Annotated in this window: 17 protein-coding genes and 3 pseudogenes; 4 read left to right on the top strand and 16 right to left on the bottom strand. The window is 69.0% G+C overall.

Annotated elements, in window-relative coordinates:
- Positions 1 to 23 precede the first annotated feature (23 nt).
- From ACFZDJ_RS44875 to ACFZDJ_RS44855, 5 genes are all read right to left on the bottom strand, one after another.
- Complete coding sequence (locus ACFZDJ_RS44875) at positions 24 to 2,462, bottom strand: FAD-dependent oxidoreductase (RefSeq protein ID WP_391068063.1); 2,439 nt, start codon at positions 2,460 to 2,462, stop codon at positions 24 to 26.
- A gap of 217 nt (positions 2,463 to 2,679) precedes the next feature.
- Positions 2,680 to 3,648, bottom strand: a complete 969-nt coding sequence (locus tag ACFZDJ_RS44870; protein ID WP_319751418.1) for an ABC transporter substrate-binding protein — start codon at positions 3,646 to 3,648, stop codon at positions 2,680 to 2,682.
- A 13-nt stretch (positions 3,649 to 3,661) separates the two neighbouring features.
- Positions 3,662 to 5,662 (bottom strand): ABC transporter permease subunit, encoded by a 2,001-nt coding sequence (locus tag ACFZDJ_RS44865; RefSeq protein ID WP_391068060.1) that lies wholly within the window; start codon positions 5,660 to 5,662, stop codon positions 3,662 to 3,664.
- Complete coding sequence (locus ACFZDJ_RS44860; protein WP_382182943.1) at positions 5,662 to 6,750, bottom strand: glycine betaine/L-proline ABC transporter ATP-binding protein; 1,089 nt, start codon at positions 6,748 to 6,750, stop codon at positions 5,662 to 5,664. The genes ACFZDJ_RS44865 and ACFZDJ_RS44860 overlap by 1 nt, the downstream gene beginning before the upstream one ends.
- 20 nt (positions 6,751 to 6,770) lie before the next feature.
- Positions 6,771 to 8,240, bottom strand: a complete 1,470-nt coding sequence (locus tag ACFZDJ_RS44855; protein ID WP_390933143.1) for an aldehyde dehydrogenase family protein — start codon at positions 8,238 to 8,240, stop codon at positions 6,771 to 6,773.
- Between the two features lie 219 nt (positions 8,241 to 8,459).
- On the opposite strand from ACFZDJ_RS44855, the gene purU reads away from it, so the two are divergent.
- Positions 8,460 to 9,332 carry a formyltetrahydrofolate deformylase gene (purU, locus tag ACFZDJ_RS44850; RefSeq protein ID WP_390933144.1) on the top strand — a complete coding sequence of 291 codons (873 nt, stop codon included), beginning with the start codon at positions 8,460 to 8,462 and terminating at the stop codon, positions 9,330 to 9,332.
- A gap of 75 nt (positions 9,333 to 9,407) precedes the next feature.
- Here purU and ACFZDJ_RS44845 read toward each other — a convergent pair whose 3' ends face one another.
- From ACFZDJ_RS44845 to betA, 3 genes are read right to left on the bottom strand one after another with little or no spacing between them, the layout of a single operon-like run.
- A complete protein-coding gene (locus ACFZDJ_RS44845) occupies positions 9,408 to 10,250 on the bottom strand; it encodes an alpha/beta fold hydrolase (RefSeq protein WP_391068057.1) in 843 nt (280 codons plus the stop codon).
- 12 nt (positions 10,251 to 10,262) lie between these two features.
- Positions 10,263 to 11,099: a 5,10-methylenetetrahydrofolate reductase gene (locus tag ACFZDJ_RS44840; RefSeq protein WP_384920496.1), complete on the bottom strand. Its 837-nt coding sequence runs from the start codon at positions 11,097 to 11,099 to the stop codon at positions 10,263 to 10,265.
- 3 nt (positions 11,100 to 11,102) lie between these two features.
- Positions 11,103 to 12,770: a choline dehydrogenase gene (gene betA / locus ACFZDJ_RS44835; protein ID WP_384920493.1), complete on the bottom strand. Its 1,668-nt coding sequence runs from the start codon at positions 12,768 to 12,770 to the stop codon at positions 11,103 to 11,105.
- A 202-nt stretch (positions 12,771 to 12,972) separates the two neighbouring features.
- Between betA and ACFZDJ_RS44830 the strand changes: the two genes are divergently transcribed.
- Positions 12,973 to 13,719, top strand: coding sequence for an IclR family transcriptional regulator C-terminal domain-containing protein (locus tag ACFZDJ_RS44830; RefSeq protein ID WP_391068148.1), 747 nt, complete (start codon positions 12,973 to 12,975; stop codon positions 13,717 to 13,719).
- A 9-nt stretch (positions 13,720 to 13,728) separates the two neighbouring features.
- On the opposite strand, the gene ACFZDJ_RS44825 is transcribed toward ACFZDJ_RS44830, so the two are convergent.
- From ACFZDJ_RS44825 to ACFZDJ_RS44790, 8 genes and pseudogenes are all read right to left on the bottom strand, one after another.
- Positions 13,729 to 14,859 carry an SRPBCC family protein gene (locus ACFZDJ_RS44825; RefSeq protein ID WP_391068054.1) on the bottom strand — a complete coding sequence of 377 codons (1,131 nt, stop codon included), beginning with the start codon at positions 14,857 to 14,859 and terminating at the stop codon, positions 13,729 to 13,731.
- A 130-nt stretch (positions 14,860 to 14,989) separates the two neighbouring features.
- Complete coding sequence (locus tag ACFZDJ_RS44820; RefSeq protein ID WP_391068051.1) at positions 14,990 to 16,153, bottom strand: FAD-dependent oxidoreductase; 1,164 nt, start codon at positions 16,151 to 16,153, stop codon at positions 14,990 to 14,992.
- Positions 16,150 to 16,512, bottom strand: a complete 363-nt coding sequence (locus ACFZDJ_RS44815; RefSeq protein WP_168505525.1) for a bifunctional 3-phenylpropionate/cinnamic acid dioxygenase ferredoxin subunit — start codon at positions 16,510 to 16,512, stop codon at positions 16,150 to 16,152. Before ACFZDJ_RS44815 ends, ACFZDJ_RS44820 begins: the two co-directional genes overlap by 4 nt.
- A 214-nt stretch (positions 16,513 to 16,726) precedes the next feature.
- The gene (locus tag ACFZDJ_RS44810; RefSeq protein WP_391068048.1) at positions 16,727 to 17,356 is read right to left on the bottom strand and encodes an MBL fold metallo-hydrolase; all 630 of its coding nucleotides are present in this window, start codon (positions 17,354 to 17,356) and stop codon (positions 16,727 to 16,729) included.
- Positions 17,356 to 18,441, bottom strand: a complete 1,086-nt coding sequence (locus tag ACFZDJ_RS44805) for an S-(hydroxymethyl)mycothiol dehydrogenase (RefSeq protein WP_382182951.1) — start codon at positions 18,439 to 18,441, stop codon at positions 17,356 to 17,358. Before ACFZDJ_RS44805 ends, ACFZDJ_RS44810 begins: the two co-directional genes overlap by 1 nt.
- Before the next feature lie 318 nt (positions 18,442 to 18,759).
- Positions 18,760 to 19,107 (bottom strand): annotated as a pseudogene (locus ACFZDJ_RS44800) (BCCT family transporter); the annotation flags it as partial.
- Between the two features lie 16 nt (positions 19,108 to 19,123).
- A pseudogene (locus ACFZDJ_RS44795) lies at positions 19,124 to 19,399 on the bottom strand (chorismate-binding protein); the annotation flags it as partial.
- Positions 19,400 to 19,470: 71 nt separating this feature from the next.
- A complete protein-coding gene (locus ACFZDJ_RS44790; RefSeq protein WP_391068045.1) occupies positions 19,471 to 21,762 on the bottom strand; it encodes an FdhF/YdeP family oxidoreductase in 2,292 nt (763 codons plus the stop codon).
- A gap of 300 nt (positions 21,763 to 22,062) precedes the next feature.
- Here ACFZDJ_RS44790 and ACFZDJ_RS44785 point away from each other — a divergent pair.
- Together ACFZDJ_RS44785 and ACFZDJ_RS44780 are read left to right on the top strand one after the other, a co-directional pair.
- Positions 22,063 to 23,474, top strand: a pseudogene (locus ACFZDJ_RS44785) (hypothetical protein); the annotation flags it as partial.
- A gap of 55 nt (positions 23,475 to 23,529) precedes the next feature.
- Complete coding sequence (locus tag ACFZDJ_RS44780; protein ID WP_391068145.1) at positions 23,530 to 23,799, top strand: beta-propeller fold lactonase family protein; 270 nt, start codon at positions 23,530 to 23,532, stop codon at positions 23,797 to 23,799.
- The last annotated feature ends 109 nt before the right edge of the window (positions 23,800 to 23,908 follow it).

The raw sequence follows: 23,908 nt of genomic DNA, 5'->3' as shown, positions 1-23,908 counted from the left end.
GCTCCTTCTCTCGAAGTCGTCGCTTAGCCACGGAGGCGGGACATGGTCGGGTCGAACAGGGGCTCCTCGGCCACGACCGCCTCGATGCGCCGGTCGAAGTAGCCGATGTGCACGGTGGTGCCGGGGGTGGCGAGTTCCGCCGGGAGCCAGGCATAGGCGATGCCCTTGCCGATCGTGTAGCCGTAGGCGGCGCTGGTGACGTAGCCGACGGCGCGGTCACCGTCGTACACCGGCTCCTTGCCCATGACGACGGACTGCGGGTCGTCGATGGTGAGGCAGCTCAGCTTGCGTCGTACGTCGGTCTTACGGCGCTCAAGGGCCGCCTTGCCGATGAAGTCGCCCTTGTCGAGCTTGACGGCGAAGCCGACGCCGGCCTCGTAGGGGTCGTGCTCGTAGGTCATGTCGGTGCCGAAGGAGCGGTAGCCCTTCTCCAGGCGGAGGCTGTTGAAGGCGCCACGGCCTGCGATGATGCCGCCCAGCGGCTTGGCCGCCTGCCACAGGGTGTCCCACAGCTTCTGGCCCAAGTCGGCGGTGGTGTACAGCTCCCAGCCCAGCTCGCCGACGTAGGAAAGGCGCATCGCGGTGACGGGGACGGAGCCGATGTGGGCGCGCTTGGCGCGGAAGTACTTCAGGCCGTCGTTGGAGAAGTCCGCGTCGGTGAGGGGCTGCAGGACCTTGCGGGCGAGCGGGCCCCACAGGCCGATGCAGCAGGTGCCCGGGGTGATGTCACGGACCTGGACCGTGCCGTCGGCGGGGAGGTGGCGGGTGAACCAGTCGAGGTCCAGGTTGCCGTTGGCGCCGACCTGGAAGAGGTCGCGGGCCAGCCGGGCGACGGTGACATCGCTGCGGATGCCGCCGTCCTCGTCCAGCAGGAGGGTGTACGTGACGGAGCCGACGGACTTGTCGATCTTGCCGGTGGACAGTCCCTCCAGGAAGGCGGCGGCACCGGGGCCGGCGACCTCAAGGCGCTTGAGGGCCGTCATGTCGTACATCGCGACGGTCTCGCGGGTGGTCTGCGCCTCGGCGCCGACGATCGGGGACCAGTAGCGCGCGGCCCAGTCGTTCGGGGTCGGGATGGAACGGCCTTCCAGCAGGCTCGCGTTGGCCTCGTACCACTGGGGGCGCTCCCAGCCGTTCGCCTCCAGAAAGAAGGCGCCGAGTTCCTGCTGGCGGGCGTGGAAGGGGCTCGTGCGGATCGGGCGCGGGTCCCCCGACGGCTGGAGCGGGTGCAGGATGTCGTAGACCTCGACGAAGTTCTGGCAGTCGCGGGCCAGGACGTACTCGGGGGCGAGCTGGTGCGGTTCGAAACGGTTGACGTCGCACTCGTGCAGGTCGAAGGACGAGCAGTAGCCGTCGACCAGCCATTCGGCCATGGCCCGGCCGACGCCGGCGGAGTGGGTGACCCAGACGGCCTCGGCGACCCAGAAGCCCTTGACGTCCGGGGACTCGCCGAGGAGCGGCTGGCCGTCGGTGGTGAAGGAGAACAGGCCGTTGATGCCCTCCTCGACCTTGGCCTCGCGCGTCGCGGGGAGCAGGGACTGGGTCTCGCTCCAGGCGTCCTCGAAGTCGTCCTCGGTGAACTTCAGGACCGACGGCATCTCGTCGGCCTCGTCCACGGAGAGGATGTCGTCGGCGGAGATGGGCATCGGGCGGTGGCCGTAGTAGCCGATGCCGATGCCGTCGAAGCGGTCGCGGTAGTAGAGGTCGGCGTCCTGGTGGCGCAGGATCGGGCGCACGGCCTCCTCGGTCTGGCCCGCGAGCGCCGGTACCGGGCCGGTCCAGGCGAGTTGGTGGCCGAGCGGGGTGAGCGGGAGGTTCATGCCGACCATGCGGGCGATCTTCGGGCCCCAGATGCCGGCGCAGCATACGACGATGTCGGCGGGGATCTCGCCCTGGTCGGTGAGGACGCCGGTGACACGGCCCTCGCTCTGCTGGACGTCGAGGACCTCGTGGCGGGCGAGGAAGCGTACGCCGCGCTGGGTGGCCCGGCGGATCTGCGCCTCGACGGCGAGGACGGCCTTGGCGAGGCCGTCGGTCGGGACGAGGAGGCCGCCGAGGACCTTGTCCGGGTTGACGAGCGGGTGCTGCTCGACGCACTCCTCGGGGCTCAGCAGCCGGGCCTCGATGCCCCAGGCGGTGATCCAGCCGTGGCGGCGGTGCAGTTCGGCGACGCGCTCGGGGGTGGTCGCCACTTCGAGGCCGCCGACCTGCAGGAAGCAGGGCTTGCCGTCGACGTCGAGGGAACAGAACTTCTCGACCGTGTAGCGGGCCAACTCGGTCATGGTCTTGGAGGAGTTCGTCTGGAAGACCAGGCCCGGCGCGTGTGAGGTGGAGCCTCCCGTGGCCGGCAGCGGGCCCTGGTCGACCACGGTCACTTCGGTCCAGCCGCGCGCGGAGATCTCGTCAGCGAGGGCCGCTCCCACGACGCCTGCTCCGATGATCACCACTCGGGGTCCCGCCATCGCCGCACCTCCGAAATCAAAACCGTCGAGTTGCTGTCTGCGCAACATAGTTCAGGTTGCGCAACTCAATGTGCCTGTCACAGGGAGGGGGTGTCAAGGGGTCCGTGACGTCGGAAAACAGGCCGAAACACCGCCCGGAACACGGCAATGCCCGGCGGGCGGCGCGCACCTGCACGCACCGCCCGCCGGGCATGTCCGACCGGCTTGTGGCCTCGGCCTACTTGAGCCAGGCGTCCACCTTGTCCTTGTTGGCGTCGACCCACTTCTTCGCCGCCGCCTCGTCGGTCATCTTGTCCTGGGCGATGTACTTGGCGACGGTGTTCTGGTCGTCGTTCGTCCAGTTGAAGTTCTTCACCAGGTTGTAGGCGGGGCTGCCCGACTTGGCGAACTTGGCGCTGACGATCTTGTTGAGGTTGTACACGGGATAGTCGCAGGCGATCTTCGCCGCGTCGGCGTCACAGCCCGTCGTGTACGTGGGCAGGGAGACCTTCTTCAGCGGAACCTCGGACAGGAACCACTGCGGCTCGTAGAAGTAGCCGATCACCCACTGCTTGTTCTTCTCGGCGGTGCGGAAGGCCTGGATGAGGGCGGTCTCGCTGCCCGCGTACACCACCTTGAAGTCCAGCTTCAGGTTCTTCACCAGCGCCGCGTCGTTCGTGACGTACGACGGGTCGCCGTCCAGGAGCTGGCCCTTGCCGCCCGACTCGGACGTCTTGAACTTCGACGCGTACTTGTTGAGGTTCTTCCATTCGAGGATGTCGGGGTGCGCCTTGGCCAGCCACGGCGGCACGTACCAGCCGATGATGCCTTTGTTGCCGGTCTGGCCGGCGTCGACGGCGGTCTTCTGGCCGCTGATGTACTTCTTCGTCAGGTCGGCGTGGCCCCAGTTCTCCAGGACGGCGTCGACCTCGCCGGTGCCGAAGCCCTGCCAAGCGATCTCTTCCTTCAGGTTCTTCTTGGTGACAGTACAACCGAGGTTGTGCTGAGCGACGTATGCGACGACCGCCGCGTCGGCCTCGTAGCCCACCCACGGGTTGACCGCGAGGTTGAACGTGCCGCACTTGCCGGAGCTGCCCGCGTTGTTCGATCCTGAGGAGGAGTCGCCGACCTTCGCCCCTCCGCACGCGGTGAGGGTGAGGCCGAGGACGGCCAGGCCGGCCGCGCCGGCTCGCCAGTGTCTTGCCATGGTGTCGTGCTCCTTAAGCGCTCGCGCGTCGCGCCGCTGCCTGAGTGATCCGGTCGAACATGACTCCGAGAAGGACGATGGCGAGACCCGCCGCAAGTCCCTTCCCGTACAGCTGCCCCTGTGAGAATCCGGCCACGACGTCGTAGCCGAGGGCGCCCGCTCCCACCAGGCCGCCCACCACAACCATCGACAGCACGTAGATCAGGCCCTGGTTGGTCGCGAGTGTCAGGGCACTGCGTGACATCGGCAGTTGGACCTTGGTGATGATCTGCCAGGTGTTGCACCCGGCGGCGGTGGCCGCTTCCACGGTGGTCTCGGGCACGGCCCGGATCCCGTCCGCGATGATCTTCATCGTGACGGGCGCCCCGTAGACGATCGCCGCGACGATGGCCGTGAAGCGGGTGGCGCCGAACAGCGCGAGGAACGGTACGAGGTAGACGAACGGCGGCATGACCTGGGCCGCGTCCAGGGTGGGCCGGATCAGCCTGTCCACGAGCGTGCTGCGCCCCATCCACACGCCGAAGACGATGCCGAGCACCATCACCAGCACCGTGGCGACGAGCGTCGAGGCCAGCGTCGTCATGCCGTCCGACCACACACCCGTGCCGACCAGCAGGCCCACGCACACGGCCGTGGTGACGCCGGCCTTCCAGCCGCCGAACACCACGCCCAGCGCGACCAGCACCGCGCCGACGAGCCACCACGGGGAGTCGGTGAGCAGCGTCTGGAACGGATTGAGCAGGCCGTTGGTGATGGCGTCGCGGATCGCGTTGGTCAGACCCGACAGGTTGTCCTGCGCCCAGTTGGTCGCGGTGTCCGCCGCGCTCGCGATGTGGCTGCCGATGGTGCCGTCGCCGGGGAAGTCCGCCGCCCACAGATAGGTGTGCGACAGGTAGATCAGGACCGCCGTGACCACTGCGCCTGCGCCCAGCAGTGGCCGCCGCCACTTCACGAAGGTGTTCTTGGAGCGCCGCGCGTTCTCCTCACGGGCGCTGGCCGCGGTCGTGACCCGGTCCAGGACGATCGCCATGACCACGATGGCGAGACCCGCGTTGAAGGCCGTGCCGACGTCGAGCGACTGCAGTGCCTGGATGACGTTCGCGCCGAGGCCGGGAGCATTGATCAGGGCGGCGATGGTCACCATGGCCAAGGCGGCCATGATGGTCTGATTGACGCCCATCACCACGGTCCGCTTGGACATCGGCAGCAGGACCTTCAGCAGGGACTGACGGCGGGTGGCGCCCAGGGAGTCGGCCGCCTCGACGGTCGTCTTCGACACGCTGCGGATGGCGTGCGCGGTGATGCGGATCGTCGGCGGGGCCGCGTAGATCACGGTGGCGATGGTGGCGGACGCTCCGCCGATGAGGAAGAACAGGGTCAGCGGTGCCAGGTAGACGAAGGTCGGCATCGTCTGCATGAAGTCCAGGAAGGGCGTCATGATCCGGTTGAACCGGTCCGACAGCCCTGCCCACACCCCGAGCGGGATCGCGAACAGCAGGGCCACGAACACCGCGGAGAGGGTGAGGGCGAGGGTGTCCATGCTCTCCTGCCACAGCCCCTGCAGCCCGAAGAAGGTGAAGCCCGCCACGGCCAGCAGCGCGACCCGCCAGTTCCCCACGGCCCAGGAGACGTACCCGGCGATGCCGACGACGCCGAGCCAGCCGAACTGCGGGACCGGGCGGGACCCGGACGGCTGGGAGATCAGGTGCTGGATGAAGGTCACCAGGTTGTCGATGACCAGCCGGATCTCGTTGAAGAAGTACAGGAAGAGCGGGTTGGAGTTGCGGTTGGCGCCGATGGAGTCGTTGAAGTCGTTGATCCGCCGGTGCAGATCGGTCAGGTCCGCCGCCGCCAGGGGCAGGGTCTGCTTTCCGCGCAGGATGGCGAACAGCACCAGCCAGACGACGAGGATCGCGCCGATCATCATGGGCCGGCTGACCTTGCGCGCGCCCTTGGCGGGCGCGGCCGGTTCTACGGCCTCTGTTTTCTCGGGTTTCTCGATGGCGACGGTCATCACGCGCCGCCTTCCTGCCCGGCGACCACCGCGAGGATCTCCTCGTCGCCGACGATGCCGAGCAGCTTGCCGTTCTCGACGACCTTGACGGGCTTGTCGGCCGCGAGCACCGCCCGGGTGGCCTCCTTCACCACGACATCCGGGCCCAGCTCGGGGCCGTCCAGTTCGTCGCCGTCCTCCGGCGCGCGCATGATCCACCGCAGGGTGAGGACGTCGCCGCGCGGCACGTCCTTGACGAACTCGCGTACGTAGTCGTCGGCGGGGGCGCCGACCAGCTCGTCACCGGTGCCGCACTGGACCATCTTGCCGTCGCGCATGATGAGGATGCGGTCACCCAGCTTGAGCGCCTCGGAGAGGTCGTGGGTGATGAACACCATCGTCTTGCCGACCTCGTGGTGCAGCCGGATGACCTCGTTCTGCATGTCCCGGCGGATCAGCGGGTCGAGCGCCGAGAACGGTTCGTCGAAGAGGAGTACGTCCGGGTCGCCGGCCAGCGCCCGGGCAAGGCCGACGCGCTGCTGCATACCGCCGGAGAGCTGGTCGGGGTAGGAGTTCTCGTAGCCGGACAGGCCGACCAGTTCGACGACCTCAAGCGCCCGCTTGGTGCGCTCGGCCTTGCTCATGCCGCGGATCTCCAGGCCGAAGGACACGTTGTCGACGACCCTGCGGTGCGGCAGCAGCCCGAAGTGCTGGAAGACCATGGAGAACTTGCGGCGCCGCAGTTCCCGCAGCCGCTTGGCGTCCGCGTCGCGGATGTCCTCGCCCTCGAAGACGATCTCACCGGCGGTGGGTTCGATCAGCCGGGTCAGACATCGCACCAGGGTGGACTTCCCGGAGCCGGACAGGCCCATGACGACGAAGACCTCGCCGGGCGAGACCTCGAAGTTCACATCGCGTACGGCGGCGGTGCATCCGGTGCGGTCCATCAGCTCGCGACGGGTGAGCCCGCACAGCTCCTCGGAGTCCGGTACCTGGTCGGCCTTCGGCCCGAACACCTTCCACAGCTTGCGCACGGATATGACCGGGGTGGGGGCCGAGTCCTGGGACGTGCCGCGCCGCTGCGGCACCTCAGTCTGTGCTGGGGTCACGATCGACCTCTCTTCGGCATTCAGCCGCGGAACCAGTGCTGCGGCCGGGGTTGGATGTTCTGCCAGATGTGCTTGGGCTCTCGGTACTCGTCCAGGCCGGTCGGTCCCAGCTCCCGTCCCACGCCCGAGTGCCCGAAGCCACCCCATTCCGCTTGCGGCACGTAGGGGTGGTAGTCGTTGATCCACACCGTGCCGTGGCGCAGCCGCCGGGCGACCCGCTGGGCCTTCCCGGCGTCCTGCGTCCAGACGGCGCCGGCGAGTCCGTACTCGGTGTCGTTGGCGATGCGTACGGCGTCGTCCTCGCCGTGGAAGCGCTCCACGGTGAGCACGGGACCGAAGGATTCCTCGTGCACGACACGCATGTCCTGCCGGCACTCGTCGAGCACCGTGGGCGGATAGTAGTGGCCGTTCGCCAGTGCGGGGTCACCGGGGCGTTCGCCACCGCAGCGCAGTACGGCGCCTTCGGCGAGGCCCGCCGCGACATACGCCTCGACCTTCTCCCGGTGCTGTGCGGAGATCAGCGCTCCGGTCTCGGCCTCGGGGTCGAAGGGTCCGCCGAGGCGGATCTGCCGAGCGCGGCGGACGACCTCGTCGACGAAGGCGTCGTGGAGGGAGTCCTCGACGATCAGACGGGCGCCGGCCGAGCAGACCTGACCCGAGTGCAGAAAGACGGCCGTGAGGGCGAAGTCCACGGCCGTCTCGAAATCGGCGTCGGCGAAGATGACGTTGGGGTTCTTGCCGCCGAGCTCCAGCGCCACCTTTTTCACGGTCGCGGCGGCGGTGGCCATGATGCGCTTGCCGGTCTCCAGGCCTCCGGTGAAGGAGACCATGTCGACGGCCGGGTCCTCGGAGAGCGGTGCGCCCACCTCGGGGCCCGTGCCCAGGACGAGATTGGCGGCGCCGGCCGGGAGCCCGGCCTCCTCAAGTGCCCGCATCAGCAGGATCGAGGTGGAGGGGGTGAGCTCGCTGGGCTTGAGGACGATCGTGTTGCCCGCGAGCAGCGCCGGGGCGACCTTCCAACTGGCCTGCAGCAGCGGGTAGTTCCAGGGGGTGATGAGCCCGCACACGCCGACCGGTTCATAGACGACACGGCTGACGGCGTCATCACGACCGGTGTCGATCACCCGGCCGGCATCCGTGCCCCCGATCCCGCCGTAGTAGCGAAAACAGGAGACAACGTCGGCGATGTCGTACTCGCTCTCCACCAGCCGCTTGCCGGTGTCCAGCGACTCGGCGCGGGCGAACTCCTTGGCGTCGCGCTCGATGAGGTCGGCGGTGCGCAGCAGCAGCGCACCGCGCTCCCGCTCGGGGGTGTGCGGCCAGGGACCTTCGTCGAAGGCTCGGCGGGCCGCAGCGATCGCCGCCTCGGTATCCGGACGCGTCCCCTCGGACACGGTCGCGGCGAGCGCGCCATCAGCGGGACAGCGGATCTCCCGGCGCCCACCGGCCACCGCATCGCGCCATTCCCCAGCCACATACAGGTCTGCCACGCGCCAAGCCCTTCAGCCGTTATGCGTTGCGCATCGTGCATTCAATTGCTTGTGGTGGAACACCATGACGAACGCTGGAGACCTACGTCAAGGGGTTGGCGGATGACGATTTCGCAAGGGGCCCATCAGCCCTTCTCTCTTGACCGATGACCCCATCGAACCCAACTATGTTGCGTATCGCTCACCGAGTTGTGCAATACGCACCGACGGAGGCTGCATATGTCCCCTCGACCGCACCCTGGCCGTGAGTACGTCCTCACCCTCTCGTGCCCCGACAGCGCCGGCCTGGTCCACGCCGTGAGCGGCTTCCTCGTCAGGAACTCGGGCAACATCCTGGAGAGCCAGCAGTTCGATGATCGACTCCAGGGCCGTTTCTTCATGAGGGTTCACTTCGACGTCTCCGACCCTGACGCGAATGTGAAAACTCTGCGTTACCGATTCGGTCCCGTCGCTGAGGCCTACCGCATCGCCTGGACCCTGAGCGAGGCGTCGACCCCGACCCGGACGCTGATCATGGTGTCCAAGTTCGGCCACTGCCTGAACGATCTGCTCTTCCGCCGGCGCACCGGCGCCCTCAACATCGAGATCCCGGCGATCGTCTCCAACCACCGGGACTTCGAGAGCCTGGCAGAGACGTACGGCGTCCCGTTCCACCACATCCCGGTCACCAAGGACACCAAGGCCGAGGCCGAGGCGCGCCTGCTGGAGCTGGTACGCGAGCTGGACATCGACCTCGTCGTGCTGGCCCGCTACATGCAGATCCTCTCCGACGACCTGTGCAAGCAGCTCGAGGGCCACGCCATCAACATCCACCACTCCTTCCTCCCCAGCTTCAAGGGCGCGCGCCCGTACGAGCAGGCCTACGCCCGCGGCGTGAAGCTCGTGGGCGCGACGGCGCACTACGTGACATCGGACCTGGACGAGGGGCAGATCATCGAGCAGGACGTGGTCCGGGTGGACCACTCGCTCGATCCCGGGGACCTGGTCACGGTCGGGCGGGACGTGGAGGCACAGGTACTCGCGCACGCGGTGAAGTGGCACAGCGAGAGCCGCGTCATGGTGGACGGCAACCGCACGGTGGTCTTCCGCTGAGCAGTACGGCATGACGGGGGCGGGGCCGGATTCCGGCCCCGCCCCCGTCGTATACGAACCCCGGCGCCCCCGCGGTCACAACGGCTGCTGGAGGAAGGCGATGAGTGCGGCCGTGAGTTCCGCGGGGGCGTCCTCCTGGACGAGGTGCCCCGCTCCGGCGATCGGTTCGAATTGCGCGCCGGGGACGAGAGCGGCGAGCTCGCGGCCCTTCGCCACCGGGATCCAGGTGTCGTCCTCGCCCCAGCAGACGAGCGTGGGGATGCCGATCCCGCTGTAGCGGCCCTGGATCTCGTCGGTGTGGCGTTGCTCGGCCTGGGCGATCTGCCGGTAGAAGGCCGCCTGGCCGGGGCAGTCCAGCCAGGGCTCGACGAGCCGGTCGAGGACCGCGGGGTGCAGGCCGGGGCTGCTGGCGGAACCGACGTACTCACGCACCAGGGCGCCGTGGAGTGCGGGCGGCAACCGCTCGAAGACGTCGGCGTGCTCGCCGACGAGCCGGAAGAACGGGGACCCCCACGGCGCCAGCGCGACCGGATCCACCAGGGCGAGGGCCCGATAGCGGGCCCTGTGAAGCAGATGGGCCCGCAGGGCGACGGCACCGCCGAAGTCGTGGGCGACCACGAGCGGTTCCGTGAGGCCCCAGTGGCTCAGGAGCTCGGTGAAGACCCGGCCCTGGGCGGCCAGGGACACCTCCTGGCCCGCGGCCTTCTCGGAGGTCCCGTAGCCGGGCATGTCCCAGACGAACACCTGGTGGTACCGGGCGAGCGAGCGGGCGACCGCACGCCAGACGTACGAGGAGAAGGGGGTGCCGTGCAGGAGGACGACCGGTGGCTGGCCGGGATGGCCCAGCCGGTCCCAGCGGACGTCACCGGAGGCGCTGGTGAAGGTTCGCGTCAGTCGCCAGTCGGTTTCGGGTGCCATGCCCCTCCTGGTTCAGTCGCCCAACCGGTCCAGCAGGGCGCGGCGCCACCGTTCGGTCTCGGCGATCTGGTTGAACGTGAACACGTGCAGGCCCGCCACCCCAGCCGAGGGCGTGGTAAGCGCCTCGGCACTGCGGGCGAGCAGCCGGTCGGGCGAGTAGCCGCCGGGGGTCGCGAACCGCAGGAACCACGAGGCGTGCTTGGTGAGGAAGCGCGTCGACTCCCCCACCCCGATCTTCGTCGCCATGGCCAGCAGCTTCGCCCGCTGCACGGGCCCCGCCACGCCCACATGGACGGGCAGGGTGACATCGCGGCGCCGTATGCGGCCGACCCAGTCACCGAGCACGCGCGGGTCGAAGCAGAGGTTGCTCACGATGTACGTGGCGTGCGCACGCTTGTCCCACATGGCCTGGATGGTGAGGTCGTCGTGGATGAGCGGGTGGCTCTCGGGATAGCCGGTGATGCCGACGCGCGCAAAGGGGCTGCCCAGCTCGCTCAGCCTGCGCAGCACCGGTAGCGCCCCGTGGTAGGCCCCGGCCGGCGGATCGGCGTCGCCGGCCGGGACGAAGACGTCGTCGACACCCGTCTCCCGGAGCCGGTCGACGACATCCTTCAGGTGCGCGTCGTCCCGCAGCAGCCGCGCGGGCACGTGCGGGACGACGCGGTAGCCGTGCGCCGCCAGCCGGCCGACGAGGTCGAGCGTCGGCTCCAGGCCCTTGACCGGCGACGCCGTCACGGTGACGACGACGTCGCGCGGGACATGGGCGAGGACCTTGTCCTCGGTCGCCTTCGCGGGCAGCACCTCGTAGCGGACGCTCGACAGCAGCGCCCGGACGTGTTCGGCGTCCAAGGGTTACCCGGCCTGCTTCTGGGCGTCGCGGTACCGGTAGTAGGCGGCCTTGGAGGCGGGGAGCGGTTCCTTGCCGAGGATGAGGTCGGCCGCCTTCTCCGCGATCATCATCACCGGCGCGTAGATGTTGCCGTTGGTGACGTAGGGCATCACCGACGCGTCGACGACGCGCAGTCCCTCCACGCCGTGCACGCGCATGCTGGTGGGGTCGACGACGGACATCTCGTCGGTGCCCATCTTGCAGGTGCAGGAAGGGTGCAGGGCGGTCTCGCCCTCCTTGGCGACCCAGGCGAGGATCTCCTCGTCGCTCTCCACGGACGGGCCGGGTGAGATCTCCCCGTCGTTGTACGGGGCCAGGGCGGGCTGATTGAGGAGCTTGCGGGCGACCCGGATCGACTCGGCCCACTCGCGGCGGTCCTGTTCGGTGGACAGGTAGTTGAAGCGCAGCGCCGGGTGCTCCTGCGGGTCCTTGCTCTTGATCTTCACCGAGCCGATGGCGTCGGAGTACATGGGCCCGACATGCACCTGGTAACCGTGGCCGCCGGCGGGCGAGGAGCCGTCGTAGCGGACCGCGATGGGCAGGAAGTGGAACATCAGGTTGGGGTAGTCCACGTCCTCGTTGCTGCGGGCGAAGCCGCCGGCCTCGAAGTGGTTGGTCGAGGCGGGGCCCTTGCGGAAGAGCCACTGCAGGCCGATGAAGGGCGCGCGCCACTTCGCCATGTACGGCTGCATCGAGACGGGCTGCTTGCAGGCGTACTGGATGTACACCTCCAGGTGGTCCTGCATGTTCTCGCCGACACCCGGGAGGTCGTGGACGACGTCGATTCCGAGCGCGCCCAGTTCCTCGGCGTTGCCGACGCCGGAGAGCTGGAGCAGCTGAGGAGAGTTGATCGCGCCGCCGCAGAGGATGACCTCGCGGGCCCGCACCTCCTGACGCTTGCCGCGGTGCCGGTACTCGACCCCGACGGCACGCTTGCCCTCGAACAGGACACGGGTGACCAGGGCGCGGGTGGTGATGGTGAGGTTGGGCCGCTTCCTCACGGGCTTCAGGTACGCCTTCGAGGCCGACAGCCGGCGCCCTCGGCTGACGTTGCGGTCGAAGGGGGCGAAGCCCTCCTGCTGGTACCCGTTGACGTCGTCGGTGCGGGGGTAGCCCGCCTCCTGGACGGCCTTGAGGAAGGCGGTGAACAGCGGGTTGGAGGCGGGGCCGCGTTCGAGGACGAGCGGGCCGTCGTGGCCGCGGAACTCGTCGTCGGGGTCGGCCGCGAGACAGTTCTCCATCCGCTTGAAGTACGGCAGACAGTGCGCGTAGTCCCAGGTCTCCATGCCGGCGTCGGCGGCCCAGCGCTCGTAGTCCATGGGATTGCCGCGCTGGAAGATCATGCCGTTGATGCTGCTGGAACCGCCCAGCACCTTGCCGCGCGCGTGGTAGATGCGCCGATTGCCCATGTGGGGCTCGGGTTCGGACTCGTACTTCCAGTCGTAGAACCGGCTGCCGATCGGGTAGGTCAGCGCCGCGGGCATGTGGATGAAGACGTCCCACGGGTAGTCGGGCCGGCCGGCCTCCAGGACCAGCACCTGGTTGCCCGGGTCGGCGGAGAGCCGGTTCGCCAGTGCACTGCCGGCGGATCCACCACCGACGATGACGAAGTCGTATTGCAGGGGAGCCATGGTGCCTCGTCTCGCTCGCGCCGTAGATACGCGTGGCATGCTAGTACGGGTATCGCTATACGCACTAGGTTGCGCGCCACGCAACTTGCAAGGTCTACGTTTCGACGCTGTTACTTGCGCCGGCGTTGTTTACTGCGCGTATAGTTTCGCTGTGAGCAACTACAGTCCAGATACTGAAACGACAGGTTCGCAGTCCGGCGGGGTGCAGTCCGTCGACCGCGCCATCAGCGTGCTGGAGATCCTGGCCCAGCGCGGCGAGGCCGGCGTCAGCGAGGTGGCCGCCGAGATCGATGTTCACAAGTCGACCGCGTTCCGGCTGCTCGGCGCCCTGGAGGCGCGCGGTCTGGTGGAGCAGGCGGGCGAGCGCGGCAAGTACCGCCTCGGCTTCGGCATCGTACGCCTGGCCGGCGCGGTCACGGGACGCATCGACATCACCCAGCAGGGCCGCCCGGTCTGCGAGCGCCTCGCCGAGGAGATCGGCGAGACCGTCAACATCGCCGTCATGCAGGAGCACTACGCGATCAACCTCTACGAGGTGCGCGGCCCCGGGGCCGTCACCGCACACAACTGGGTCGGCGAGCTGACCCCGTTGCACGCCACCTCCAGCGGCAAGGTCCTGCTGGCCCACTTGCCCGCCAAGGAGCGCGCCGCGCTGCTGTCGGAGGCCGGCCTGAAGAAGGTGACCCCGCACACGCTGACCTCGAAGACGAAGCTCGAGAAGAATCTCGCCGAGGCCCGGGAGCGCGGCTACTCCTGGACTGTGGAGGAGCTGGAGATTGGGCTCCACGCCATGGCCGCGCCGGTCCGCGACCGAGACGGAGAGGTCATCGCGGCACTCAGCGCCTCCGGGCCCTCGTACCGGTTCACCGAGGAGCGCATGCACGAACTCGCCCCGGTGCTGGTCAAGGGCGCGGAGGAGATCAGCCATCGCATGGGCTACCTGGGCTGACCCGCCCGATTACGGCCGGGGAGTACCGAGGCGCTCGTTCACCCAGTCGTGGAAGGCACCGATGTGGTGTTCGCTGGGCACCAGTACCCCGCCCTTGGCGTACATCCGGGAGCTCATCCCGGGCTGCGTGCGCTCGCACGCGTCGAAGTCCTGGCGGTTGACCCGGTCGAAGAGTTCCACGGACCGGCTGACGTCCTTGCCGCTCTCGACGACGTGCGGAAGATAGAGCCAGTCGCACTCGACGATCGTGCGGTCGACGGCCACCGGGTACATCCGGTGGAAGATCACGTGATCGGGGACGAGGTTGATGAAGACCTGCGGTTTGATGGTGATCGCGTAGTAGCGGCGGTCCTGGTCGTCGGACACGCCGGGTATGCGGTCCAGCCCCTCGGAGCCGTCGACGGTGAAGCCCTGGACCTCCTCACCGAACTCGGCGCCGTGGCCGACGTAGTACTGGGCCGCGTAGCCGTCGGCGAACTCGGGGAGCACCTCGGTGAGTTCGGGGTGGATCGTGGCGCAGTGGTAGCACTCCATGAAGTTCTCGATGATGAGCTTCCAGTTCGCCTTGACGTCGTAGACGATCCGCTTGCCGACCGAGAGGTTGTCGATGTCGTAGTGCTCGATCGACTCCACGTCGCCGAGCCGTCCGACGACCTCGCCGAGGACGTCCTCCTCGAAGGAGGGTGGGTTCTCCGCCAGGCAGACCCAGACGTAGCCGAGCCATTCGCGGGTGGTCACGCTCACCAGGCCGAACTCGGTGCGGCCGACGTCGGGCATCTTCGTGAGGTTGGGCGCCGCGACGAGCTTGCCGTTCAGGTCGTATGTCCAGGCGTGGTATGGACATTGGAAGGCACGCTTGACCTCGCCGGCCTCCTCGGTGCGGAGCTTGGCACCGCGGTGCCGGCAGACGTTGAAGAAGGCGCGTACGGAGTTGTCCCGCGCACGCGTGATCAGGATGCTCTCGCGGCCCACCTCTACGGTCCGGAAGGCACCGGGCTTGGCCAGGTCCGAGGAACGCACGGCGCAGAACCACATCGTTTCGAAGATGCGCTCCTGCTCTTGGGCGAAGATCCCCGGATCCGTATAGGAGGAGCCGGGGAGGGTGGCGATCAGACTGTCCGGCAGGCTGGTCGAGGTCACGGTGCACTCCTCGGGAAACGTCGTGGAGGGGCCATTCACGCGCCGGGAAGAACGACTCCGGACGGCGTTGTGCATGGAGCAACGCTGCGTGCCATGTGCAACCGCAGCATGAAATGACTCAGGGGCCGTGTCAAGAGCTCGCGGCGGCGAGCTGCTTGCGCCAGCGAGTGAACAGCCGAGGCTGGTTCATCCCGAGCACGGCGACCGGAACTCCGGCACGCCGGTAGACGGCCAGGACGTCGCGGTCGTCCGCGGCGCCCGCCTCGATGGTCACACTGTCGGCGGCTGCCGCGTGACCGACGAACTGGATCTTCACGCCGTACTGGTCGGACCAGAAGTACGGCGGCCGGGGCACACCCGGTTCCACCGCGCCGCCCGCCAGCAGTGTGGCGATCGCGGCGTCGGGACGCTCGCGCGCCCCGGTCCAGTGCTCGACGCGGCGGTGGGCGCCCGCGCGGGCGTCGTACCAGTTGGCGCAGTCGCCGACCGCGACCACGCCGGCCAGGCTGGTGCGGCCGTCGGCGCCGCACTTGACGCCGTTGTCGAGTTCGACGCCGGAGCCTTCCAGCCACTCGACGCACGGGCGCGCGCCCACACCGACGACGACGATGTCGCCGGGGATGCTGCGGCCGTCCTCGAGCAGGACGGCGTCCACCCGCCGCTCCCCGCTCAGCCCCTTGACCCCCACGCCGCACAACAGCCTTACGCCGTGGTCCACATGGAGGGCGGAGACGATGTCGCCCATGCTCGCGCCGAGCGGTCCGGCCAGCGGCGTCGGGGCCGCCTCGACGACCGTCACGTCCAGCCCGAGGGCGTATGCGGTGGAGGCGACCTCGGCACCGATGAAGCCGCCGCCGATCACCACCAGCCGTCCACCCCGGGCCAGTTCGTCCCGCAGGGCGCGGGCGTCGTCCAGGGTGCGCAGGGTGTGCACTCCGGCCAGGCCTTCGGACCCCGGCAGAGTACGCGCCACGGCGCCGGTCGCGATGACGATGCCGTCGGCGCGGACCTCCCGCCCGTCGGCGAGCCGGACGGCGCGCTCGGTGCGGTCGAGTCCGGCGGCACGAGCGCCGAGCAGCCACTCCGCCCGCAGGTCCTCGTCGTCCGTCTCCAGCGAGAGATCCGCCTCGCCGAGGGTGCCGGCCAGGAACTCCTTGGACAGCGGGGGCCTGTCGTACGGGCGGTGGAGTTCGTCACCGATGACGACGAGCCGCCCGTCATAGCCCTGCTTCCGCAGCGAGCGCGCCGCCGACAGACCGGCCAGCGAGGCGCCGACCACGGCGACGGTCCTCACGCGGAACCCCCGGCGAGCCGGGCTGCGACGCAGGGCGGCAGGTTGGGGGCATCCGCGGACACCCGGACGTGGATCACGCCGTCCTCGACGACGACCTCGTGCGTCCGGACCGGGAGCTTGGCCGGCGGAGAGTCGACCGCGCCGGTCCTCAGGTCGAACTTCGAAGCATGCAGCGGACATTCCACCTCGCAGCCCTCCAGCCAGCCGTCGGCGAGCGAGGCGTCCTGGTGGGTGCAGGTGTCGTCGATGGCGAAGAGTTCGCCGTCGTCGGTGTGGAACACCGAGACCGGAGGATCTGTGTCGAGCCGGTGGGCCTCTCCTCGCGGGAGATCCGCGAGACGGCACGCGGGAATCATCATGACACCTCGGTGCGTATAGCGAAACGGATTGCGGTAAGCGCAACATCAGTTTGAGGTCGGCCAGAACCCTTGTCAAGGCATCCAGAGGGCACTCCGAGCCGTTTATCGCGTTGCGCAAGGTGGAACCCAATTCACATAGAACAACAACAGCCCGCCGCATCGGCTCGCGACGGACGCGAGCCGAGGGCGGGCGGGTGAGGGGCGCGCGAGGGCGTCAGAAACCGCGGCGCATCCACTCCTGGAGGTGCGGGGCCTCGGCCGCGACGGTGGTCGTCCCCCCGTGGCCGGTGTGCACGACGGTGTCGCCCGGCAGCGTCAGCAGCCGGTCCCGGATCGACTCGATGATGGTCGGGAAGTGGCTGTACGACCGTCCCGTCGCCCCCGGTCCACCGGCGAACAGGGTGTCGCCGCTGAAGAGGGCCGTCAGGGCCGGTGCGTACAGGCAGACCGCGCCGGGCGCATGGCCCGGCGTGTGCAGCACGGTCAGCTCGATGCCGGCCACCGTAAGGCCCTGGCCGTCGGTCAGTTCGGCGTCCGGCGCCTTGTCGGGGTGGGTCTGCTTCCACAGCGGCAGGTCGTCCGGGTGGAGCAGGATCGGGGCGCCGGCGCGCTCCGCGAGTGCGGGCGCGGCGTCGATGTGGTCGTTGTGGGCGTGGGTGCACACGATCGCCCGCAGGGTGCGCCCGCCGACGGCGGCGGCGATGGCCTCGGCGTCGTGCGCGGCGTCGATGACGATCACCTCGTGGTCGTCGCCGACGATCCACACGTTGTTGTCGACGTCCCAGGTGCCGCCGTCCAGGGAGAACGTTCCCGAGGTGACGAGGTGTTCGACGCGGGCGGCCATCAGAGGACCACCACCGAGCGCAGCACGTCGCCGCCGTGCATCCGTTCGAACGCCTTCTCGACCTCGTCCAGCGCGATGGTCTCCGTGACGAACGCGTCCAGGTCCAGCCGGCCCTGCTGATAGAGGTCGACGAGCATCGGGAAGTCGCGGGAGGGCAGGCAGTCGCCGTACCAGGACGACTTGAGGGCGCCGCCGCGTCCGAAGACGTCCAGCAGCGGCAGTTCCAGCTTCATCTCCGGGGTGGGCACACCCACGAGGACGACCGTGCCGGCCAGGTCGCGGGCGTAAAAAGCCTGCTTGTACGTCTCCGGGCGACCCACCGCCTCGATCACGACGTCGGCGCCGAAGCCGCCGGTCAGCTCGCGGATCGCCTCGACCGCGTCGGCGTTCCTGGAGTTGACCGTGTGGGTAGCGCCCAGCTTCTTGGCCGTCTCCAGTTTGTGGTCGTCGATGTCGACGGCGATGATCCTCGCCGCGCCCGCCAGGTTCGACCCGACGACCGCCGCGTCCCCGACGCCACCGCAGCCGATGACCGCGACCGTGTCACCGCGGCCGACGTTGCCGGTGTTGATGGCCGCACCGATGCCGGCCATCACGCCGCACCCCAGCAGACCGACGGCGGCCGCCGACGCGGCCGGGTCAACCTTCGTGCACTGCCCCGCCGCCACCAGCGTCTTCTCCGCGAAGGCGCCGATGCCGAGCGCCGGGGACAGCTCGGTGCCGTCGAGCAGGGTCATCTTCTGCTTCGCGTTGTGGGTGTTGAAGCAGTACCACGGCCGTCCGCGCAGGCACGCCCGGCACTGCCCGCATACCGCACGCCAGTTGAGGATGACGAAGTCGCCGGGGGCGACATCGGTGACACCCTCCCCTACCGCCTCCACGACACCCGCGGCCTCATGGCCCAGCAGGAAGGGGAAGTCGTCGTTGATGCCGCCCTCGCGATAGTGCAGATCGGTGTGACAGACCCCGCAGGCCTCGATCTTCACCAGAGCCTCACCCGGTCCCGGGTCGGGCACGATGATTGTTTCCAGGCTGACGGGGGCGCCCTTGCCCCGCGCGACAACAGCACGGACCTGGTGTGTCATGGCCACTCCTCGGCTGGTCGAGACTTGAATCAGACCGTTGCTCATTACGGCACACATCTCATGTGCCGCAACACAGCATCGTGGAGTGCCGACCGGGGGTCAAGGAGCCCGACGGGAGTTCCCGCAGCTGGGCGGCCAGGCCGGTCCGATGCGGAGTTCGAAGTCGCCGTCGTACTGCTCATGACCGGCCATGACGGCCGTTTCGATGGCCTCCTTGCCCTTCCGCCCGCGGATGATGAGCGGGTCGTGGCGCAGATCGTGGGTGAGCGCGATACGTAAACCGACCATCACCAGGGTGAAGGGGGCTGCCGCGAGGGTGAAATGCGACAGCGGTTCGGCGACGCCGTGGAGCATCAGGCCGATACCCATGCCCGCGCTGAACATCAAGGCGATCCAGGAGACCGTGCGGAACTCGGGCCGCACGCCCTCCTTGCCCAGGGTGATCCGCCCGTAGCGGCTCATCGCCGGCCAGAGAGCGAAGACGACGAAGCCCGAGGCAGCGAGGACGAACGCCCAGCCGCCGTTGCGGATGAGTCCGCCCAGCAGGGTCCCGGACGCGCCCTTCAACGCGCCGGTGGCTGTGGCCCCCCACACGACGAAGGCGAGGGTGAGGACCGCGGCGACGCCGAAGACAACGGGGTCCGTCCGAGGGCCGGTGGGGGTCACCGGGCTCCCGGTCGGTGCCTGGGTGCTGCTCGACCTTGCACAGGGCGGGCACGGTCACAGAACCGGTGGCACAGACGCGTCCCAGGTCGTTGCGGACCAGGTCCACGATCATCACGTTCTCGGCGTGATCCTTTTCCAGGAGGTCCTCCGCGGTCCGGCCGGTGCCCTTGATGGGGCCGGACTCCACCGTGCGGCCGGTACGGCGGAGGAAGAGTCCGGGCGAGGCCGTCGCGATCTCCACACCATGCACCGGCAGGCACACCGTGCCGGCGTACGGGGCCGGATTGCCGCGTAGTCCGCCGAAGCGGGCCAGAGGGGCAAGAGCGTACGCTCTTGCGCTCATCGGTCACACCGCCCTGTACATCAGGCCGGTTCCAGCCGGACGACGATGGACTTCGACGTGGGCGTGTTGCTGATGTCCGCCGTGGAGTCGAGAGGCACCAGGACGTTGGTCTCAGGGAAATAGGCGGCACAGCACCCCCGGGGCGTCGGGTACGAAACCGCCCGAAAGGCCCGTGCCCTGCGCTCCACGCCGTCCCCGTACTCGCTCACGATGTCGACGAGGTCCCCGTCGGCCAGGCCTCGGTCGGTGAGGTCGTCGGGATGCAGGAAGAGGACGCGTCGCCCCTGGTGGATGCCGCGGTAACGATCGTCCAGGCCGTAGATGGTGGTGTTGTACTGGTCGTGGGAGCGGAGCGTCTGCAGCAGCAGCCGGCCTTCGGGGACGTGCGGGCTCCTCAGCAGGTTGGCGGTGAAGTTGGCCAGGCCGGTGGAGGTGGTGAACCGGCGCTCGTCGCGCGGCGGGTGGGGCAGCGCGAAGCCGCCCGGCTGCCGTACCCGGGCGTTGAAGTCCTCGAAGCCGGGGATCACGCGTTCGATGCGGTCACGGATGCGGTCGTAGTCCGACTCGAACTCCTCCCACGGCACCTGGGAGCCCGCTTCCCCGAGGGCCGCCCGTGCCATACGGCAGATGATCGCGACCTCGCTGAGCAGATGCTCGGAGGCGGGCTTGAGCCGCCCCCGGGAGAGGTGCACCATACTCATGGAGTCCTCCACCGTCACCAGCTGCGGCCCGGCCGGGCGCAGATCGGCTTCGGTCCGGCCGAGGCAGGGCAGGATGAGCGCCTGCTCCCCGGCGATGACGTGCGAGCGATTGAGCTTGGTCGAGATCTGGACGGTGAGGCGACAGCGCCTGAGCGCCTGTTCGGTCAGGTCGGTGTCGGGGGCCGCGGCAACGAAGTTGCCGCCCAGCGCGACGAAGACCCGTACCTGGCCGTCGCGCATGGCACGGATGCTCTCCACCACGTCGTGGCCGTGGTGACGTGGGGGCGTGAACGCGAACTCGGTGCCGAGCGCATCCAGGAACGCGGCGTCCGGCTTCTCGTAGATGCCCATCGTCCGGTCGCCCTGCACGTTGGAGTGACCGCGTACCGGGCAGAGGCCTGCGCCCGGGCGGCCGATGTTGCCGCGGAGCAGAAGGAAGTTCACGACGTCCCGGATGGTGGGCACCGAGTGGCGGTGCTGGGTGAGCCCCATCGCCCAGCAGACGACGATCTTCTCGGCGGCCAGGACATGGCCGAACGCGGCCCGTATCTCTTCCTCGGGCAGACCGGTGGCCTGAAGGATGTCGTCCCACGAGGCCTTGCGGGCTTGCTCGGCGAACTCCTCGAAGCCATGCGTGTACCGGTCGATGAAAGCGGTGTCGAGGACCGTGCCGGGCGCCTCGTTCTCCGCCTCCAACAGCATGCGGTTGAAGGCCTGGAACAGCGCCTGGTCTCCACCCAGCCTGATCTGCAGGAACTGGTCCGCCAGCCGGGTGCCGCCACCGAGGACACCGGAGGGCCGCTGGGGGTTCTTGAACCGGAGCAGCCCGGCCTCGGGCAGGGGGTTGACCGCGACGACGCGGCCGCCCCGCCGCTTGGCCTCCTCCAGCGCGGAGAGCATACGGGGGTGGTTGGTGCCCGGGTTCTGGCCGACTACGAGGATGAGGTCGGCCTCGTGGAGGTCTTCCAGGCTGACGCTGCCCTTGCCGATGCCGATGGTCTCCGTCAGAGCCGATCCGCTCGACTCGTGGCACATGTTGGAGCAGTCCGGCAGGTTGTTGGTGCCGAGCATCCGGACGAAGAGCTGATAGACGAACGCGGCCTCGTTGCTCGCCCGTCCGGAGGTGTAGAAGGCGGCCTGATCGGGGTGATCGAGCGCGGCGAGTTCCCGGGCGATGACGGCGAACGCGTCGTCCCAGGAGATCGGCCGGTAGCGGTCGCTGCCCGCCGGGCGGTACATGGGGTGCGTGAGGCGCCCCTGTTGCCCGAGCCAGTAGTCGCTACGGGGCAGGAGTTCCTCGAGGGGTTGCTCGGCGAAGAAGTCCGGGGTGACACGGCGGACGGTGGCCTCCTCGGCCACCGCTTTCGCGCCGTTCTCACAGAACTCCGCCCGGTGCCGGTGCTCCGGCTCGGGCCAGGCGCAACCGGGACAGTCGAAGCCCTTCTTCTGGTTGACCTGGAGCAGCGTGAGCAGGCTGCGGCGAGCCCCCATCTGTTCGCCGGCGTGCCGCAGCGAGGAGGTGACCGCGGGGATACCGGCGGCGTACTCCTTCGGTGGGCCGACCCTCAGACGGGCGTCACCGGGGTCCTCAGCAGGTGGCTTACGGGTCATCTGTAGCGCTACTCCGCGGTGTAGGGAACCAGAGCCATGCCAGTGCCGTCGCCTGGCATCGCGGCCCGTCGCGCGGAGAGCCGCAACCGAAGGTCAGGCGGTTTCACATTGAGCAACAGTAGCGCGATACGCAACTAGCCCAAGGAAGCCCTACCGACGACCTCCTGTCAAGACCGATGACCGCGAAGACGGTGTCCGAGTCGATCCACTCGCTGTCCGAGACGAACGAGCGCGTGGTCACCGGCACGTGACCCTTCGCGGCCGACGTGCTGGGGGTGACGATGCTGGTGGAATGCGACGGCGTACCGGGAGTTCCTCAAGGTCAGCGACGGGTGGCGGCACGCGGGCGGGTTCGTGTGGCTGCTGGCGGGGACCGAGGACGCGCACTGGCACAGCAACGAGTCAGGACTGGCGGACATGTTCGAGGAGTACCTGGACGAGGACGCCGGGCCCGAGGAGCGGCGGGCGGCGGACATCTGGCGGCGCGGACTGCAGCTCGACGTGGAGTCCGACATCACCCACGTCCTCACGGATCCCGAGGACCTGGATGAGGACGGCGAGTGGGCCGTGTACACGTGGGCGAGCTGGCGGGCCGCACCACCCGAACGGCACGCGAACTTCATGGAGTTCATGCGGGACATGTACCGGGAGTTCCACAGCCTGCGGGCGTGCCCGGGCGACGGGGAGCTGGTGTTCGCCAACGACACGACGCGAAAGCTGGACGCCCTGATGGAGGAGGCCCGGCTGGAGGCGCTGCGCGGCGGCTGGGAGCGGGCCGTGAAGACGCTGGACGAGGCCAAGGAGTACGGCAGACCGCGGGCCGCCGGGCTGGGTGACCAGATACGCCGCCTGCTCGGACAGACCTACATGGTGTACTTCGACGGCCTGGTGACGGACCCGCGGTACGCGCCCGAGCTGCTGCCACCGCTGGTCGCCGAGCACGCGGCGCACGCGTACCGGGACGACTCCACGCTGACGTTCCATCTGCGGGGTGCCGACGGCGACGTGGTGTCGCCGGCTTACGCGACGCTGGATCAGGTGAGGAATGGCACGTACCGGTACACGGCGGCCGGACCGTTCGGGGAGAGGGTCGAGCGGGCGCGGGAGCTGGCGCGGTGGGGAGACACCGACGGGCCATGGCGGACGCTGAGAAGCGCTCTGCCCCTGTGGGAGCCGCTGGGACCGGACCACCTGGCGCCGCTGGGGTGGGTGGCCGACCCCGTGCTCGGGCCGCTGCTGACCCCGGAGCGGGGCCGCGAGCCGCTGTCCACTCCAAGGGGCGGGCAGGCGGGTGAGGCGCCGAGGCCGACGGCCTGGCTCGACCCGGGTGACCTGGCGTGGCTCGCGGAGCCGGACCCTGGCAACAGCCGCACGTCCTACCGGTTCGTCCTGGTGGAGGCTGTGGCGCCCTGGACGGAGAGATCCGGCCAAATGGGGAGATACCGCGGGCGCTGGACCCGAGCCGGTTCTTCAGTGATCTGGAGGACAGCGCCGGGGCGGAACGGTCACTGCTGGAAGCGGTGTCCGGGGCGTTCGGTGCCCATCTGCCGCGTCATGCCATCGTGAACGGACGGCTGCACACATTCACCACCCGTTCATGGACGCGGCCGCCAAGGGACGGCGAGACGTACGCGGTGATCCGCATGCACCGGGCCGCCGAGCGCCCGGCGGACGGCGAGCGGACGGGAGAGGACGGGCCGGGGAGCAGGTAGAGACCGGCCAGGCTGCGCACATTCTCGATACGGTGAGAGTCGAGAGCACGTAGCCCTGGGATGTCGGAGGACGATCACCGGCTACCGGATCGACCGCCCGACCGGGATGTTCTCCGTCATCGGCCACACCAGCCAGGGCGTGAGCGGTCCGACCAACTTCGTCATCGACCCCAGTGGACGATGGCACTACGTCAACAACAGCACAGCCGACAGCGTCGCCCCGTTCGCCGTCGGGCCCGAGACGGGCGAGCTGACGCCCACCGGCCGGACGACTCCCGTCCCCGTCCCCGTCCCCCCGATGATGGCGCTGCGCCACCAGGACTGAAACGGCAGTACCCGACGTCAGCTGCTCGGACCCTCGCAAACGAAAGCCACTTAAGCCCTTGCCTCAACCAGCATGCCGGTGGTTCTCGGCCTCCCGCCGGTGTCCAGCC

The organism is Streptomyces sp. NPDC007896, from assembly GCF_042959425.1.
Taxonomy (GTDB): Bacteria; Actinomycetota; Actinomycetes; order Streptomycetales; family Streptomycetaceae; genus Streptomyces.
This window is presented reverse-complemented; position numbering and strand designations above follow the sequence as displayed.

Excerpts from the sequence above, each read along its gene's own strand:
- ACFZDJ_RS44815 (WP_168505525.1), bottom strand. The coding sequence starts at position 16,512 with ATGATGATTCCCGCGTGCCGTCTCGCGGATCTCCCGCGAGGAGAGGCC.
- ACFZDJ_RS44810 (WP_391068048.1), bottom strand. The coding sequence starts at position 17,356 with ATGGCCGCCCGCGTCGAACACCTCGTCACCTCGGGAACGTTCTCCCTG.
- betA (WP_384920493.1), bottom strand. The coding sequence starts at position 12,770 with ATGGCTCCCCTGCAATACGACTTCGTCATCGTCGGTGGTGGATCCGCC.
- ACFZDJ_RS44790 (WP_391068045.1), bottom strand. The coding sequence starts at position 21,762 with ATGACCCGTAAGCCACCTGCTGAGGACCCCGGTGACGCCCGTCTGAGG.
- ACFZDJ_RS44805 (WP_382182951.1), bottom strand. The coding sequence starts at position 18,441 with ATGACACACCAGGTCCGTGCTGTTGTCGCGCGGGGCAAGGGCGCCCCC.
- ACFZDJ_RS44875 (WP_391068063.1), bottom strand. The coding sequence starts at position 2,462 with ATGGCGGGACCCCGAGTGGTGATCATCGGAGCAGGCGTCGTGGGAGCG.
- ACFZDJ_RS44865 (WP_391068060.1), bottom strand. The coding sequence starts at position 5,662 with ATGACCGTCGCCATCGAGAAACCCGAGAAAACAGAGGCCGTAGAACCG.
- ACFZDJ_RS44870 (WP_319751418.1), bottom strand. The coding sequence starts at position 3,648 with ATGGCAAGACACTGGCGAGCCGGCGCGGCCGGCCTGGCCGTCCTCGGC.
- purU (WP_390933144.1), top strand. The coding sequence starts at position 8,460 with ATGTCCCCTCGACCGCACCCTGGCCGTGAGTACGTCCTCACCCTCTCG.
- ACFZDJ_RS44845 (WP_391068057.1), bottom strand. The coding sequence starts at position 10,250 with ATGGCACCCGAAACCGACTGGCGACTGACGCGAACCTTCACCAGCGCC.